Source organism: Nonomuraea sp. B19D2, assembly GCF_040137845.1.
Lineage (GTDB): Bacteria > Actinomycetota > Actinomycetes > Streptosporangiales > Streptosporangiaceae > Nonomuraea.
On the sequence record NZ_JBEFAK010000004.1, the window covers coordinates 48,964 to 61,419 of the forward strand.

The following is a 12,456-nucleotide window of genomic DNA, read 5'->3' on the forward strand; positions in this document are numbered from 1 at the left end:
CGCCTCAGGCCGGTGGGGCGAGCCGCGCTGTCCGATCGCGAACGGCGTCGTCGAGGCGTGAGGTGAGCCACTGGCCGACGAGGTCCGCGACGATCGCGCCGCCCCGGTCACTCAGGTGGACGTGGTCGACCAGCAGTTCACGCCCGCCGTCATGGGCGATCTCGTCCCAGCTGCGCCCCAGCAGGTAGTGCTGGGCGGCGACGGCGAGGGCGAGGGGGAAGCTGAAGTCGTACGGCATGCGGCCGCCCGTCCCTTGCAGGCCGTCGATCAGGCGCTCGTGCAAGGGCAGGTAGTCGACCTCTGCTCGGGCGGCGGCCTGCTGGATCGCGGCGTTGTATGCCCTGAGCCGGCGGTTGAGGTCGGTGTTCAGGTCCTCGCCGAGCGGGGGCAAGGACACCAGCGCGATCCGGGCGGTGGTGCGGGTTCTGACGCGGTCGACGATCGCGTCCAGGTTGGCGCGATACTGCTCCAGCGGGACGCCGTTGCGGACGTCGTTGGTGCCGATGAGGATCGTCACCGCGGCCGGCCGGCAGGCCACGATGTCGGTGTCGACCCGTTGCCGCAGGTCGGCGGTGGTGTTGCCGTTGACGCCCGCGTTGACGACCTCATACCCGCGCAATTCGGGCCGGGCGCGCAGCGCGGCCACCCAGTTCGCGCCGAGCGCGCCCTGCGTCATGCTGGCGCCGGCGGCGACCACCCGGGGGCGTTTGCCTGCTCCGCCGGCGCAGGCGTCGGCCGGCGGGTTGTCGGCCGGGCGCAGGAAGGTGAGGTAGCCGACGGCGCCGGTGAGGCCGAGCACGGCGGCCAGCAGCAGGCACAGACCGATGATGATCCGTCTCTTCATGGTCAGTACCCCAGCGAGATGCTGCGGCCGACCGCGGCCGGGTCCGTCAGCGCGGCGAGGATGGCGTGGGCGAGGTCCGCGCGGGCAATCGTGATGCCGCCCCGGACGTTGCGGTCGACAGCGGTACGGTACGGCCGGCGCCCGCCGTCGGTGAGCCGAGGCGGTCGCATGATCGTCCAATCCAGACCGCTGGTGCGAACCACCTCGTCGGCGCGGGCGAAGTCGGCGAATCCCTCCCGGAGGAGGCGCCGCAGCAGCGGCTTGACCACCAGGCGGCTGGCCGGTCCGTCGCCCTGGTCGACGATGTGGCCGCTGGCCGTGACGACGATCAGGCGGCGCGCTCTGGCGGTGCCCATCGCGGTGATGATCGCACGGGCGCCGTCCGCGCACACCGATTCACCACTCCCGGGGCGCGGCCCCAGAGCCGACACGACGGCGTCCCGGCCGGTCACGCTCTCGACGATGGCCTCGGCGCCCATCACATCGGCGACGACCGGTTCGAGCCGTGGGTGACCGGCTTGGGGCAACCGGGCGAGGTCGCGTACGACCGCGGTGACGTGACAGCCCGCGGCGAGAGCCTGCTCCACGACGTGCTGCCCGGTAGCGCCGGTCGCACCGAAGACGGTCAGCTTCATCTACACTCCCTAGAGGTTAGTAAACGCACACTAACTAACTGGTGTGGGAGGTTAGTGAGTGACCACTAACCTTGTCAAGCGCCATCCGAACAAGGAGGGGACGAAGATGGGCACCAGGGACGTGATCCTCGACGCGGCGGCGAGGGTGATCGCCGAACGCGGCCTGGCCAACGTGACCACACGCCAGATCGCGCAGGCCGCCGGGTTCACCGAGGCGGCCCTCTACAAGCACTTCACCAACAAGGCCGACCTGCTCGTGGCGGTGATGCGGGAGCGCTCACCCGGCTTCACGCTGCTGGCGCAGGCGGTGAACGGCAGGGCCGGCACGGGAACTCTCGTGGCCAACCTCACCGCCGTGGCGCGGGCCGCGATCGCCTTCTACGGCGAGGGTTTTCCGATGCTCGCCTCGATGTTCGCCGATCCGGCCACGCTCGCCGCGCACAAGGAGGAACTGCGGCACCACGGTGCCGGCCCGCACAAGGCCAACGAAGCCGTCGCCGCGTACCTGCGCGCCGAGCAGGCACTCGGGCGGCTGCGGCCGGAAACCGACGTCACCGCGGCCGCCGGGCTGCTGCTCGGCTCCTGCTTCCAGTACGCGTTCCTGAGCCACATGTCGCTGCCGGATGATCGCGGCGACGAGGACGAGGCGGCGGCGTCCTTCGCCCGAACCCTCCTCCAACAGCTCGCCGCATGAGGGTGGGAGCTCGGCCTTCGGCGAGGCGAGGCGAAGCGCCTCCACCGATGTTCACGACGTGAAAGCCGGTTGCCGCACCATGAAGATGTCGACCGGGTCCTGAGTTTCCACAACGAACCCGTGGCGTTCGTACAGGCGCCGTGCGGCGCTGCCTTGCAGGACGTTCAGGCGGACGGTCACGTTCTCGGCGTCGGTCCGGTCCAGCAGGGCCCGCAGGACGGCCGAGCCGAGGCCTTGGCCCTGGAGTTCCGGGGCGATATAGAAATGTTCCAGCCACCGTCCGTCCTCGCCGGGCCGCAACGTCACGCAACCCGCGAAATCGCCGTCGGCTGCGATGATCGACGTGTATTCGGAGGAGTAGGAATCCCGCAGGCGCTGCCGGACCCGGTGCTCGTCGAAACGGCCCAATCGCTGCAGGTCGGCGCGTAGCACCGTGGCCCGCAACTCCGCGATCAGCTCGACGTCTCCCGGCTCGGCGGCGCGCAGCGTCCACCGCGTCGGGGCGCCTGGCCGCCTGGTCGTGCTCATGCGCTGGAGTATCGCAGCGGTCGTTCTGCGCCCCGACGACTGCCCCCCACGTTTGCGGGGAATATCGCCGTCGGCACCCGAGGCTGACATGGGGCATGAACAAGATTCTTGTGACTGGTGCGACCGGAAATGTCGGCCAGGAGGTACTGGCCCAGCTTGTGTCCGTCGGCGGCCCCGTGCGCGCGCTTGTGAGGGCAGCTCGCCGGCTTGATGCGGGGGTGGAGGTGGCGGAAGGGGATCTGTCCAGGCCGGACACGCTGGCGCAGGCCCTGGTGGACGTCGAGACGGTGTTCCTGGTCTGGCCCTTTCTCACCACCGAAGGCGCCCCCGCCGTCCTGGATGTGATCCGAGGCCATGCCCGCCAGGTCGTCTACCTCTCGTCGTCAGGAGTGAACGACGAGGCCGAGCGGCAGAGCGATCCGATCAATCAACTCCATGCCGACATGGAGAGCCTGATCAAGAAGTCGGGTCTGGAATGGACCTTCCTGCGGGCGGACACCATCGCCTCCAACACCCGCGGGTGGGCCGCGCAGATCCGCGGCACCGGGGTAGTACGGGGGCCGGACATCGCGGCCACCGCCGTGGTCGACCCGCGCGATGTCGCGGCCGTGGCGGCGCGCGTGCTGGTCGATGACGGGCACGTGGGCGCGACGTACGTGCTGACCGGGCCGGAGGTGGTGAGCAGGGCCCAGCAGGTACGCGCGATCGGGGAGGCCGTCGGGCGACCGCTGCGCTTCGAGGAGGTGCCCGTGGAGACCGCACGCGAGCAGATGCTCGCGGACGGGAGGCCGCCGGCCCTGGTGGAAGCCCTGCTGGCCAGCGCGGAGAAGCGGCCTCACGCTGGATTGATCACCTCTGTGGTGGCGGAGATCACCGGTACGCCGGCGCGTACGTTCCGCCAATGGGCCGCCGACCACGCCGACGACTTCCGATGACAGGGGTGGCGTGATCGGCAGGGATTGAAGGCCTCGGGTGACAACTGACCTGTCTTGGCTGGTAAGCGACTCATCACGGACAGTTGAGAAGGAAACTCATGTATCGGAGGTCTTAAATGGCCATCCCTCCCCTGCAGATCCCGATCCCCGGCGAGCGGACATCCGAGACGATCCGCCGATACCGCGATGAGAACGGGCCGGTGGTGCCCATCGAACTGCCAGGCAAGGTCGACGCCTGGATCGTGACCTCGTACGACCTGGTGAACGAGGTCCTCGCCAACGACGGCACGCTCTACAGCAAGAACCCGCGGAACTTCACCGCACTGAACGACGGCACCATCCCCCCTGACTGGCCCCTGCGCCAGCTCATCGGGGGTGACCACCTGCTGACCAAGGACGGCGCGGATCACCGGCGGCTACGCGGCCTCATCAACCGCGCCTTCACCCCAGGACACGTCCGGGCCCTCGCCTGCCGGATCAAGGAGATGACGGACGAGCTGCTCGACCGGCTGGCGGCCGAGGGGGACGTGGTGGACCTGGTCCGCCACTTCACCGAGCCGCTGCCGGTCAACGTGATCTGCGAGTTGTTCGGCGTGCCCGAACAGGAACGGCAGCAGCTCCGCGAGTGGAGCAACGTGATCCTCTCGCACACCGCCACCCCCGAGGAGGCCGCCGCGGCCGGGGGCGGCATCCTCGGCTATCTCGGCGCGTTCATCCAGCGCAAACGCGACGAACCGGGGGACGACCTCACCACCGGGCTCATCCGCGCGCAGGAGGACAACGGCGACCGGCTGTCGGACGAGGAGATGTTGTGGATCCTGTGGCTGGTGCTGATCGCCGGCCACGAGAGCACCCTGCACCTGATCGCCAACGCGGTCATCGCCCTGTGCACCCACCCCGAGCAACTCGCCCTCGCCCTTCGGGATGACGCCTGGGATCAGGTGGTCGAGCAGTCGTTGCGCACGCGGAGCTCGGTGGTCAGCATCATGTTCCGCTATCCGGTGGCGGACGTGCGGCTCGGTGGGGTGACGATCCCGGCCGGGGTCCCGGTCCTGGTCGGGGTGGCGGGCGCGGGGACGGATCCGGCCAAGTTCGGCGGGGAAGCGGCGCGGTTCGACATCTCGCGCGGCCAGGAGATGCATTTCGCGTTCGGCCGCGGGCCGCACTTCTGCCTGGGTGCGCCCCTGGCCCGGCTTGAGTCCCGCATCGCGCTGAGCTCGCTGTTCGGCCGGTTCCCCGGGCTGCGGCTGGCGGTCGCGGAGGACGAGATCGTCTACAGCTCGTCGATCATCACCGAGGGGCCGGTCGCATTGCCCGTGGCGCTGGGACCCGCCAAGATCGGGGGATGACGACCCCGGGCCGCCGGCGGGCGCCTGGACCGCCAGCCCCGACCCGGACCTGGACGAGCACCTCCGCCTGCTCGACTACATGCCTGCCTGAGCCGCCCGCACGTACGTGATCTCGAAGTCGAGGTCCCAGGTCCGGCCGTCCTCCGACCTCTCCCACCGCGCGTTCACGGTGTCGCCGTCGGCGCTGAACGTGCCGTGGAAACGCTGATTGAAGCCCGGCGCGTGCCGCCAGATCCGCCACTCGCCGTCCGCCAGCGTCATCCGGTAGACCCGGTGCACGCCGCGCGCGTCGGCGTACAACATGGTGAACTCCTCGGTGGCGTCGTCGAGCCCGAACAGGGAGACGGTGGGGAACGGCGCGTGGTCCCGCCACGCCTGCGGGGCGGTGGGCGGCGGCGGCTCGGCGTCGGTGAACTGGCGGAGGAACAGGCCGTCGTCCTGCCAGGCGAACTCGGTCCACGCGCTGCCGAGGCCGTCCACCTTGGGCTGCACCGTCCACCGGCCGACCAGGAGGTCGAGCCGGGCGAGTGCGGGATGCCTGCCATCCATGTCGAAGTCCCTTCTGGCGTCCTGACGGCGACACTACCGGTGGCCGGCCGCACGTAAAGTGGCGATTTAATTACTTCTCATCCGGATCTGGCCCCCCTCAGCGGGAGGCCCTATTCTCACGCCTCGTGAAACTTCTCATGACCGCGGCGCTGACGGCCGCCCTCATGGTGCCTTTATCCGGTACGGCCGCCGCATATCCCGTCAAGCACCCCAAGCTCATCGCCAACTCGCTTTACGAAGCGGGGCCGCTGCCCACGACGACCTGCGCGGAGCCGAAGGTCAAGACGGGCGACCGCAAGCTGGCCCGCGCCTACGTCGACGCGATCGTCGCCTGCCTGGAAACCACCTGGGAACAGCATCTCACCGGTGCCGGCCTGTCTTACTCCAAGATCAAGCTGCGGCACGTCGCCAAAATCCCCAAGACCTGCGGTTTCAAGCCGACGAAAGAAGAGTCGCAGGCGTGGTATTGCGTGAAGAACCGCACGCTGTTCCTCCAGATCGGGAAGAGCTGGCTCGTCGATCCCGAGGACTTCTGGCTGTTCGAGCTGACCGCCTATATGTACGGCTATCACGTTCAGAGTTTGACCGGCATCGAGGGCGCCTATGACGCCGTGCGGTACCGCAACGACGCCGAGTATTTCGAGCAGGATCGCCGCTACCGGCTCCAGAAGGATTGCCTTGCCGGCGCCTTCCTGAAGAGCGTCTGGCCGATGGAGGGGCGGACCACCAAGGACTGGGAATACTACCTGAGCATGATCGTCGGTGACGCCCGCGGTGCGGACCGCCACGAGGGCAAGGCGGCCACCAGGCGCGCCTGGGCCAAGCGCGGTTTCGCCACCGGCGACCCCGGATCGTGCAACACCTGGACGGCTCCCTCGTCCAAGGTGGCGTAGCGCGGCGGCCGCGGTGCTCCGCGGGGCCACCGCGGCCGCCTCGATAAGATCGTCTCCATGTATCCCCCCATCGAGCCGTACGACCACGGCATGCTCGACACCGGCGACGGCAACCTCGTCTACTGGGAGGTCTGCGGCAACCCGGAGGGCAAGCCCGCGCTCGTCGTCCACGGCGGGCCCGGGGCGGGGTGCTCGACTTCGGTGCGCAAGACGTTCGACCCGGAGCGCTACCGGATCGTCCTGTTCGATCAGCGCAACTGCGGCCGCAGCCTGCCGCACGCCAGTGACCCCGCCACCGACCTCAGCACCAACACCACCCAGCACCTGATCGCCGACATGGAGCAGTTGCGCGAGCACCTCGGCATCGACAAGTGGCTGCTGTACGGCGGCTCGTGGGGCTCGACGCTGATGCTGGCCTACGCGGAGGCCCATCCGGAGCGGGTGTCGGAGATGGTCATCGTGGCGGTCACGACCACGCGCCGCTCCGAGATCGACTGGCTCTACCGCGGCGTCGGCCGGTTCTTCCCGGAGGCGCGGGAGCGGTTCAGGCAGGGCGTGCCCGAGGCCGACCGCGACGGCGACACCTTCGCGCTGCTGGCGGCGTACTCGCGGCTCATGGCCGACCCCGACCCGGAGGTACGCGCGAAGGCGGCCCACGACTGGACGGACTGGGAGGACGCGGTGATCTCCGCGGAGCCCAACGGAAAGAAGAACGCCTACAGCGACAGGCCGACCGAGGCCCTGCACGCGTTCGTCCGCATCTGCGCCCACTACTTCTCCAACGCCGCGTGGCTGGCGGAAGGCGTGCTGTTGCGCGAGGCCGGGAGGCTGGCCGGGATCCCCGGCGTGCTGATCCACGGCCGCCTCGACATGGGCGGGCCGCTCGAGACGGCGTGGGAGCTGGCCGAGGCCTGGCCGGATGCCAAGCTGGTCGTCGTGGACGACTCCGGGCACACCGGGAGCGAGACGTTCCAGAACGAGATCTTCGCAGCCCTCGACGGCTTCGCCGGCCGGTGAGAGGCCGGGACCCGCGGCTCGCGATCGTCTGGGGCGTTAGGACGGCGCCAGTGGTGACCATCGCCTCGCCGTCGGTCGATTCCGTACGGTTGAGCCGCGGGTCTGCGGGGACAGCGCGCTTGTCCAGCCGCTGACCTGCAGTAACGGTAGCTTCTGCAGGCATCGGGACACCACCGAATTATCGGTCGTGTCAGACAATCTTCACTTGGCGGTACCTGCGTCCACGGCGTCTCCCCGCGCGCGGCTCATAGGAGGCGGGCGGCGAGGAGGGCCGCGAACACGCAGCGCCGCCCCGCACCCCGCCTCCAGGAGGCGTACGGCGAGCGGCGGCAGGGCCCTGCGCAGGAGCGCGATGAGTCCGGCGCAGATGAAGCACCAGGCCAGCGAGGAGGTCATGAAGCCGGTGAAGAAGGTGGCCAGGCTCGCGAAGCCCGCGTCCTCGCCCAGCACGGAGCTGACGGCGCCGGCCGCGCCCGACCAGTAGACGACGTTCCACGGGTTGCCGAGCGACATGGCGGCCCCGACCGTGACGCCGCCCCGCCCCGAAACATCGCCGGGAGCTGCGTGACGCGGGAAGACCGCGTCACGCAGCCCCGTCAGCCCCAGCCAAGCGAGGAGGAGGCAGCCGCCGATCGTCAGCGGCACGCGCAGGGCCGGCAGGGTGAACAGCGCGCCGACCCCGGCCAGCCCGAGCAGCGCCCATACGGCGTCGCCCGCCAGCGACCCGACCTGCACCGCGAACGCCGGGCCGAACCCGCCCCGCACACCCCGCCGCAACGACTCGCTGAACACCGCACCCGGCGCCGCGTTGAACAGCAGCCCCACCCACAGGGCCAGCATGAAGACCTCGTACATGGCGCTCACTCTGGTGGCCGAAGGTATCCGTGGTCTTGTCAGATGTTGACGGCCCGGAAGCGGCCCGGGGTGATGACGTACTCGTCGTGGCTGTGCCGGGGGAACCCGCCGGACGCCGGCCTGATCACGGCCAGTTGCGTGCCGTTCAAGTTCCTGACCTGCATATCGGTCAGATTAGGTCATACGGGAGGCGCAAGGGCAAAGTATCGGTCGAGCCTGCTCTTGTCGCCGCGCACGTCGAGACCGTCGGCCGGGATGCGATGCCAGAGGAACAGCATCAGGTCCGACGCGCTCCCGGCCAGCTCGACGTCGAACGCGCCGCCGTCCGCCTCGAAGGAGAGCCGCACGTCCGGGCCGTCGAAGTGGACCGCCCAGTCGCCCTCGCCGTCTGTGCGCCGGAAGCGGAACCGCTCGCCCGCTCCGGCGGGCGCCTGCGTCCACTCCCGCCGCGCGGGCACCATGACCTCGAACGTCTGCGTGACCGCGTCGGCCGCCACGTCCTCGTGGATCGGGCGCGGGACGCCGACGGCGTTCTCGGCGTCCCAGCGGTGCACGGCGGCCTCGATGGTCTGCACCCGCACCCAGAACCCGACGGTCTGCTCCTTCGACCACGTCCACGCCGGATCGCCCGCCTCGTGCTCGTTGAAGAGCGCCTCCAGCCGGGCCGCCCCCTCCTCGAACCAGTCGAGCACCCCGTCCGGGATCGGCCCGAGGTTGGGCGCGTGCTGCGGATCGGGCCACCCCGTGAGGTCCGGCGGCAGCCCGGCGAAGGAGAGGTCGGAGGCGTCCGGCGGCCCGTCGCGCCGGTCCTTGATGATGCTGAACACGCCCCGGTGCACGGAGCCCAGGTGGATCACCAGATCGGCGACCGACCAGCCGGGACAGGACGGCACGGCCGGCGCGGCTCCGGTCCCGGCCGCCCGCCGGGCGGCGTCCTGGAATGCCCGGATCTCCCGGCGGAAGCGTGCAGCGGGTTCCATGACACTCACTTTGCCTCAGACGGATGGTCCTGCTCCACCGACTTTGCGGATGACGGACGCCCGACGCCGTGGGCGACGGCGGCGGTGGCCAGGGCGGCGGCCACCAGCAGGGCGCTCACCCACAGCGGCGACCGCAGCCCGAGCCTGGCCCCGATGGTCACGCCGCCCAGCCACGGCCCGAGCGTCGCGCCCACGTTCAGCGCGGCCGTGGCGAACCCGCCGGCCAGGGTGGGCGCGCCGGTGGCCGCGTACAGCACCTGCGAGATCAGCGTGGACCCCACGGCGAACGAGAGCGTCCCCTGGACGAAGACGAGCACGACCGCGGGCACCGGCGCCCCCGCCGTCAACGCGAAGACGGCCCAGCCGGCGGCCAGCGCCGGCCCGCAGATCACCAGCAGCCGGATCGGCCGCCGGTCGGCCACCCGCCCGCTGACGGTCACCCCGGCGAACGAGCCCAGCCCGAACAGGGCCAGCATCAGGGGCATCCAGGAGGACCCGATCCCGGTGTCCCCGGTGAGGAGGGGCGCGAGGTACGTGAACGTGCAGAAGGTGCCGCCGTTCACCAGAGCGGCCAGCACGAGGAGGACCAGCAGCCGCGGCCGGCGCAGCGCCCGCAGCTCCCCGCGGGCACGCGGACCGGTCGGACCGGGGGCGCCGGACGGCACGGACCGGAGCACGGCGACGATGGCCGGGATCAGCGCGACGGCCACCGCCCAGAACGCCGAGCGCCACCCCCACACCTCGCCCAGCAGCGCGCCGCCCGGCACGCCCGCGACGCAGGCGATCGTGACGCCGCCGAGGAGGACGGAGGTGGCGCGCCCCTTGGCGTCCGGGGGCGCGAGCGCGATGGCGGTCGCCATGGCCACCGCCAGGAACCCGGCGTTGGCCAGCGCCGCGATCACCCGCGTGCCGAGCAGCACGGCATAGCTGGTGGTGACCGCGCCCACCACGTGCACGACCAGGAACGTGACCAGGAAGGCCAGCAGCGCGAACCGCCGGGACCAGCGCAGGCTGAGCACCGCCATGAGCGGCGCCCCCACCACCATTCCGACGGCGAACGCCGAGGTGAGCAGCCCCGCGGCGGGGATGGACACCTGCAGGTCCCGCGCGATGCCCGGGATGAGCCCGGACAGCATGAACTCGGACGTCCCTTGGGCGAAAACCGCCAGTCCGAGCAGGTAAACAGCGAAAGGCATGAAAGAACTCCGCGACCGCATCGAGGATCGACAAGGAAGCGGGCAGGCCGAGGGAAGGTCCTGCCCCCTGGGGAACCGGCCGCATCACGATGATCCGCACGGCTCGCGGAGAGCCCGTCAACGCGAGACAGCCACCGGATGACCGGTGGCTAGCGTCTTGACGCCTCGGGGCTGGACATAGCCGCGAACGTAGCAAGCCCGTACGAGTGCTGTCCAACGCATTTGCTATCTTGGACCAATTGTTCCAAGATTGGCCGCGGAGGTGCCGATGCCGGACGTGAAGCATTTCGATCCCGAGGCGGTGCTGGAGCAGGTGGAGCGCCTGTTCTGGCAGCGTGGCGCCGCCACCACGGGCATCGCGGAGGTCGTCGCGGCGACCGGCCTCAGCCGCTCCAGCCTGTATGCGACCTACGGCGGCAAGCAGGACCTGTACGTGCAGGCGCTGCGCCGCTACGTCGAGCGGCGCTCGCAACCGATGTTCCAGGCCCTGGCCGACGACGGGCGCGGGCTGCCCGCCATCGAGGCGTTCTTCGGCCGCCTCATCCAGACCAGGTGCGCGGGCGAGCACGCGCGCTGGGGCTGCATGGCGACCAACGCCAACGCGGAAGGCGCGGATCCGGACGTGCGCCGGCTGCTGGACCAGCACCACGACCGGCTCCGCGCGACGATGCGCACGGCCCTGGAAGCGGCCTGGGCTCAGGGGCAGCTCTCCGACGGTCTCGACCTCGACGCGACCGCGGAGTCCCTGACCCTGCTGGCCTACGGGGTGAACCTCCGCTCGCGCGCCGGCGCCGACCCTGCCGCCCTGCGCAAGGGGGCGTCCGCCGCACTCGACTCTCTCAGAAGGGAAACACGATGAAACCACAGGTAGTGATCTTCGATGTGAACGAGACGCTCACCGACATGGAGCCGATGCGGGGCAGATTCGAGGAGGTGGGGCTGTCCGGCGAGCAGATGGGGACGTGGTTCGCGAGCGTGCTGCGCGACGGGTTCGCGATCACGGCGGCGGGCGGTTTCGCCGAGTTCGGCCGGATCGCCGCCGACCTGCTCAGGGAGATGGGGGCCGGGGACGAGGCCGTGAGTCACGTGCTCAAGGGGTTCACCGAGCTGCGGGTGCATCCCGACGTCCCCGAGGGCATGCGGCTGCTGCGCGAGGGCGGCATCCGCCTGTTCACCATGACGAACGGGGCGGCGGCCATGACCGAGGGGATCCTGCGCCGTGAAGGGCTGTTCGACCTGGTGGAGGCCACGCTGGACGTGAGCGGCCCCCGCGCGTGGAAGCCCGCCCGCGCAGCCTACGAGTACGCGGTCGGCCACGCCGGGGTGCGGCCCGACCAGGCGGTCCTGGTCGCGGTGCACCCGTGGGACATCGACGGCGCCCAGCGGGTCGGGCTGTCGGGGGCGTGGCTGGAGCGGCGCGGCACGCCCTACCCGAGCGTGATGAGCGCCCCGCACCTGTCGGCCCCCGATCTCGTGTCGCTGGCGAGGAGTATTACCGGCTAGGAAAGAAATCCGCGCTCTGGACGTACTCCATCGCCTTCGTGAACACGGGGTCGCTCATGCGGCGCTCCATCTCCTCCGGCGAGAGCTCCTCGACACGGGCCTGGATCCACCACAGGTTGCCGAACGGGTCGCGTACCCGTCCCACCCGGTCGCCCCAGAACAGGTGCGTGACCTCGGTCACCGACGTCCCGCCCGCCTCGACGGCGCGGCGGTGGGCGGCGTCGGCGTCGGGGACGTACAGGCGCAGGAAGGCCGGGGTGGACGGCCAGTGGGGGGCGGCGTCGAACATCATCACCACCGCGTCCCCGATCCGCACCTCCGCGTGCCCGATGCGTCCCTCGTCGTCGGTCACCCTGGCCAGCTCGACGGCGTCGAACGCGGTCTTGAGGTAGTCGATGAGCCCGGCGGTGTCGTGGCCGATGATCCACGGCGTGACGGTGGTGTAGCCCTCTGGAATGTTCATGCCTGGAGGCTATTC

Annotated in this window: 16 protein-coding genes; 7 read left to right on the forward strand and 9 right to left on the reverse strand. The window is 70.4% G+C overall.

What is annotated here, in order from left to right; translation table 11 throughout:
* Nucleotides 1–4: 4 nt before the first annotated feature.
* Complete coding sequence (locus ABN273_RS09525) at nt 5–844, reverse strand: SGNH/GDSL hydrolase family protein (protein ID WP_349448306.1); 840 nt, start codon at nt 842–844, stop codon at nt 5–7.
* 2 nt (nt 845–846) lie between these two features.
* Nucleotides 847–1,479 (reverse strand): NAD(P)-dependent oxidoreductase, encoded by a 633-nt coding sequence (locus tag ABN273_RS09530; protein ID WP_349448307.1) that lies wholly within the window; start codon nt 1,477–1,479, stop codon nt 847–849.
* A gap of 58 nt (nt 1,480–1,537) precedes the next feature.
* Here ABN273_RS09530 and ABN273_RS09535 point away from each other — a divergent pair, with 58 nt between their 5' ends.
* On the forward strand, nt 1,538–2,173 hold the full coding sequence (locus ABN273_RS09535; RefSeq protein WP_349448308.1) for a TetR/AcrR family transcriptional regulator: 636 nt from the start codon (nt 1,538–1,540) through the stop codon (nt 2,171–2,173).
* A gap of 51 nt (nt 2,174–2,224) precedes the next feature.
* Here ABN273_RS09535 and ABN273_RS09540 read toward each other — a convergent pair whose 3' ends face one another.
* Nucleotides 2,225–2,701 carry a GNAT family N-acetyltransferase gene (locus tag ABN273_RS09540; protein WP_349448309.1) on the reverse strand — a complete coding sequence of 159 codons (477 nt, stop codon included), beginning with the start codon at nt 2,699–2,701 and terminating at the stop codon, nt 2,225–2,227.
* Between the two features lie 95 nt (nt 2,702–2,796).
* Between ABN273_RS09540 and ABN273_RS09545 the strand changes: the two genes are divergently transcribed.
* Entirely contained in the window at nt 2,797–3,636 is an 840-nt protein-coding gene (locus ABN273_RS09545; protein ID WP_349448310.1) for an NAD(P)H-binding protein, read from the forward strand.
* A 116-nt stretch (nt 3,637–3,752) separates the two neighbouring features.
* Complete coding sequence (locus ABN273_RS09550) at nt 3,753–4,985, forward strand: cytochrome P450 family protein (RefSeq protein ID WP_349448311.1); 1,233 nt, start codon at nt 3,753–3,755, stop codon at nt 4,983–4,985.
* A 75-nt stretch (nt 4,986–5,060) separates the two neighbouring features.
* Here the strand turns inward: ABN273_RS09550 and ABN273_RS09555 are convergent, their stop codons facing one another.
* A complete protein-coding gene (locus tag ABN273_RS09555) occupies nt 5,061–5,534 on the reverse strand; it encodes a hypothetical protein (protein ID WP_349448312.1) in 474 nt (157 codons plus the stop codon).
* A 137-nt stretch (nt 5,535–5,671) separates the two neighbouring features.
* Here ABN273_RS09555 and ABN273_RS09560 point away from each other — a divergent pair, with 137 nt between their 5' ends.
* Together ABN273_RS09560 and pip are read left to right on the forward strand one after the other, a co-directional pair.
* Nucleotides 5,672–6,427 (forward strand): neutral zinc metallopeptidase, encoded by a 756-nt coding sequence (locus tag ABN273_RS09560; RefSeq protein WP_349448313.1) that lies wholly within the window; start codon nt 5,672–5,674, stop codon nt 6,425–6,427.
* Nucleotides 6,428–6,484: 57 nt separating this feature from the next.
* The gene (pip, locus tag ABN273_RS09565; RefSeq protein WP_349448314.1) at nt 6,485–7,444 is read left to right on the forward strand and encodes a prolyl aminopeptidase; all 960 of its coding nucleotides are present in this window, start codon (nt 6,485–6,487) and stop codon (nt 7,442–7,444) included.
* Nucleotides 7,445–7,645: 201 nt separating this feature from the next.
* On the opposite strand, the gene ABN273_RS09570 is transcribed toward pip, so the two are convergent.
* Genes ABN273_RS09570 through ABN273_RS09585 form a run of 4 tightly spaced genes read right to left on the reverse strand, consistent with a single transcriptional unit; the run spans nt 7,646 to nt 10,475 of the window.
* Nucleotides 7,646–8,299 (reverse strand): LysE family transporter, encoded by a 654-nt coding sequence (locus ABN273_RS09570; RefSeq protein WP_349448315.1) that lies wholly within the window; start codon nt 8,297–8,299, stop codon nt 7,646–7,648.
* 38 nt (nt 8,300–8,337) lie between these two features.
* The gene (locus tag ABN273_RS09575) at nt 8,338–8,463 is read right to left on the reverse strand and encodes a hypothetical protein (protein WP_349448316.1); all 126 of its coding nucleotides are present in this window, start codon (nt 8,461–8,463) and stop codon (nt 8,338–8,340) included.
* 15 nt (nt 8,464–8,478) lie between these two features.
* On the reverse strand, nt 8,479–9,279 hold the full coding sequence (locus ABN273_RS09580; protein ID WP_349448317.1) for a maleylpyruvate isomerase family mycothiol-dependent enzyme: 801 nt from the start codon (nt 9,277–9,279) through the stop codon (nt 8,479–8,481).
* Between the two features lie 5 nt (nt 9,280–9,284).
* On the reverse strand, nt 9,285–10,475 hold the full coding sequence (locus ABN273_RS09585; RefSeq protein ID WP_349448318.1) for a Cmx/CmrA family chloramphenicol efflux MFS transporter: 1,191 nt from the start codon (nt 10,473–10,475) through the stop codon (nt 9,285–9,287).
* Between the two features lie 268 nt (nt 10,476–10,743).
* Between ABN273_RS09585 and ABN273_RS09590 the strand changes: the two genes are divergently transcribed.
* Nucleotides 10,744–11,334 carry a TetR/AcrR family transcriptional regulator gene (locus tag ABN273_RS09590; RefSeq protein ID WP_349448319.1) on the forward strand — a complete coding sequence of 197 codons (591 nt, stop codon included), beginning with the start codon at nt 10,744–10,746 and terminating at the stop codon, nt 11,332–11,334.
* Entirely contained in the window at nt 11,331–11,978 is a 648-nt protein-coding gene (locus ABN273_RS09595; RefSeq protein WP_349448320.1) for a haloacid dehalogenase type II, read from the forward strand. Before ABN273_RS09590 ends, ABN273_RS09595 begins: the two co-directional genes overlap by 4 nt.
* Here ABN273_RS09595 and ABN273_RS09600 read toward each other — a convergent pair.
* Complete coding sequence (locus ABN273_RS09600; RefSeq protein ID WP_349448321.1) at nt 11,968–12,441, reverse strand: VOC family protein; 474 nt, start codon at nt 12,439–12,441, stop codon at nt 11,968–11,970. The two genes, ABN273_RS09595 and ABN273_RS09600, sit on opposite strands and share 11 nt — an antisense overlap.
* Between the last annotated feature and the right edge of the window lie 15 nt (nt 12,442–12,456).

Bases quoted from the DNA above. Each gene is read 5' to 3' on its own strand.
- ABN273_RS09560 (WP_349448313.1), top strand. From the start codon at position 5,672: ATGACCGCGGCGCTGACGGCCGCCCTCATGGTGCCTTTATCCGGTACG.
- ABN273_RS09555 (WP_349448312.1), bottom strand. From the start codon at position 5,534: ATGGATGGCAGGCATCCCGCACTCGCCCGGCTCGACCTCCTGGTCGGC.
- ABN273_RS09575 (WP_349448316.1), bottom strand. From the start codon at position 8,463: ATGCAGGTCAGGAACTTGAACGGCACGCAACTGGCCGTGATCAGGCCG.
- ABN273_RS09525 (WP_349448306.1), bottom strand. From the start codon at position 844: ATGAAGAGACGGATCATCATCGGTCTGTGCCTGCTGCTGGCCGCCGTG.
- ABN273_RS09595 (WP_349448320.1), top strand. From the start codon at position 11,331: ATGAAACCACAGGTAGTGATCTTCGATGTGAACGAGACGCTCACCGAC.
- ABN273_RS09545 (WP_349448310.1), top strand. From the start codon at position 2,797: ATGAACAAGATTCTTGTGACTGGTGCGACCGGAAATGTCGGCCAGGAG.
- ABN273_RS09530 (WP_349448307.1), bottom strand. From the start codon at position 1,479: ATGAAGCTGACCGTCTTCGGTGCGACCGGCGCTACCGGGCAGCACGTC.
- ABN273_RS09585 (WP_349448318.1), bottom strand. From the start codon at position 10,475: ATGCCTTTCGCTGTTTACCTGCTCGGACTGGCGGTTTTCGCCCAAGGG.
- pip (WP_349448314.1), top strand. From the start codon at position 6,485: ATGTATCCCCCCATCGAGCCGTACGACCACGGCATGCTCGACACCGGC.
- ABN273_RS09590 (WP_349448319.1), top strand. From the start codon at position 10,744: ATGCCGGACGTGAAGCATTTCGATCCCGAGGCGGTGCTGGAGCAGGTG.
- ABN273_RS09600 (WP_349448321.1), bottom strand. From the start codon at position 12,441: ATGAACATTCCAGAGGGCTACACCACCGTCACGCCGTGGATCATCGGC.
- ABN273_RS09540 (WP_349448309.1), bottom strand. From the start codon at position 2,701: ATGAGCACGACCAGGCGGCCAGGCGCCCCGACGCGGTGGACGCTGCGC.
- ABN273_RS09550 (WP_349448311.1), top strand. From the start codon at position 3,753: ATGGCCATCCCTCCCCTGCAGATCCCGATCCCCGGCGAGCGGACATCC.
- ABN273_RS09580 (WP_349448317.1), bottom strand. From the start codon at position 9,279: ATGGAACCCGCTGCACGCTTCCGCCGGGAGATCCGGGCATTCCAGGAC.
- ABN273_RS09570 (WP_349448315.1), bottom strand. From the start codon at position 8,299: ATGTACGAGGTCTTCATGCTGGCCCTGTGGGTGGGGCTGCTGTTCAAC.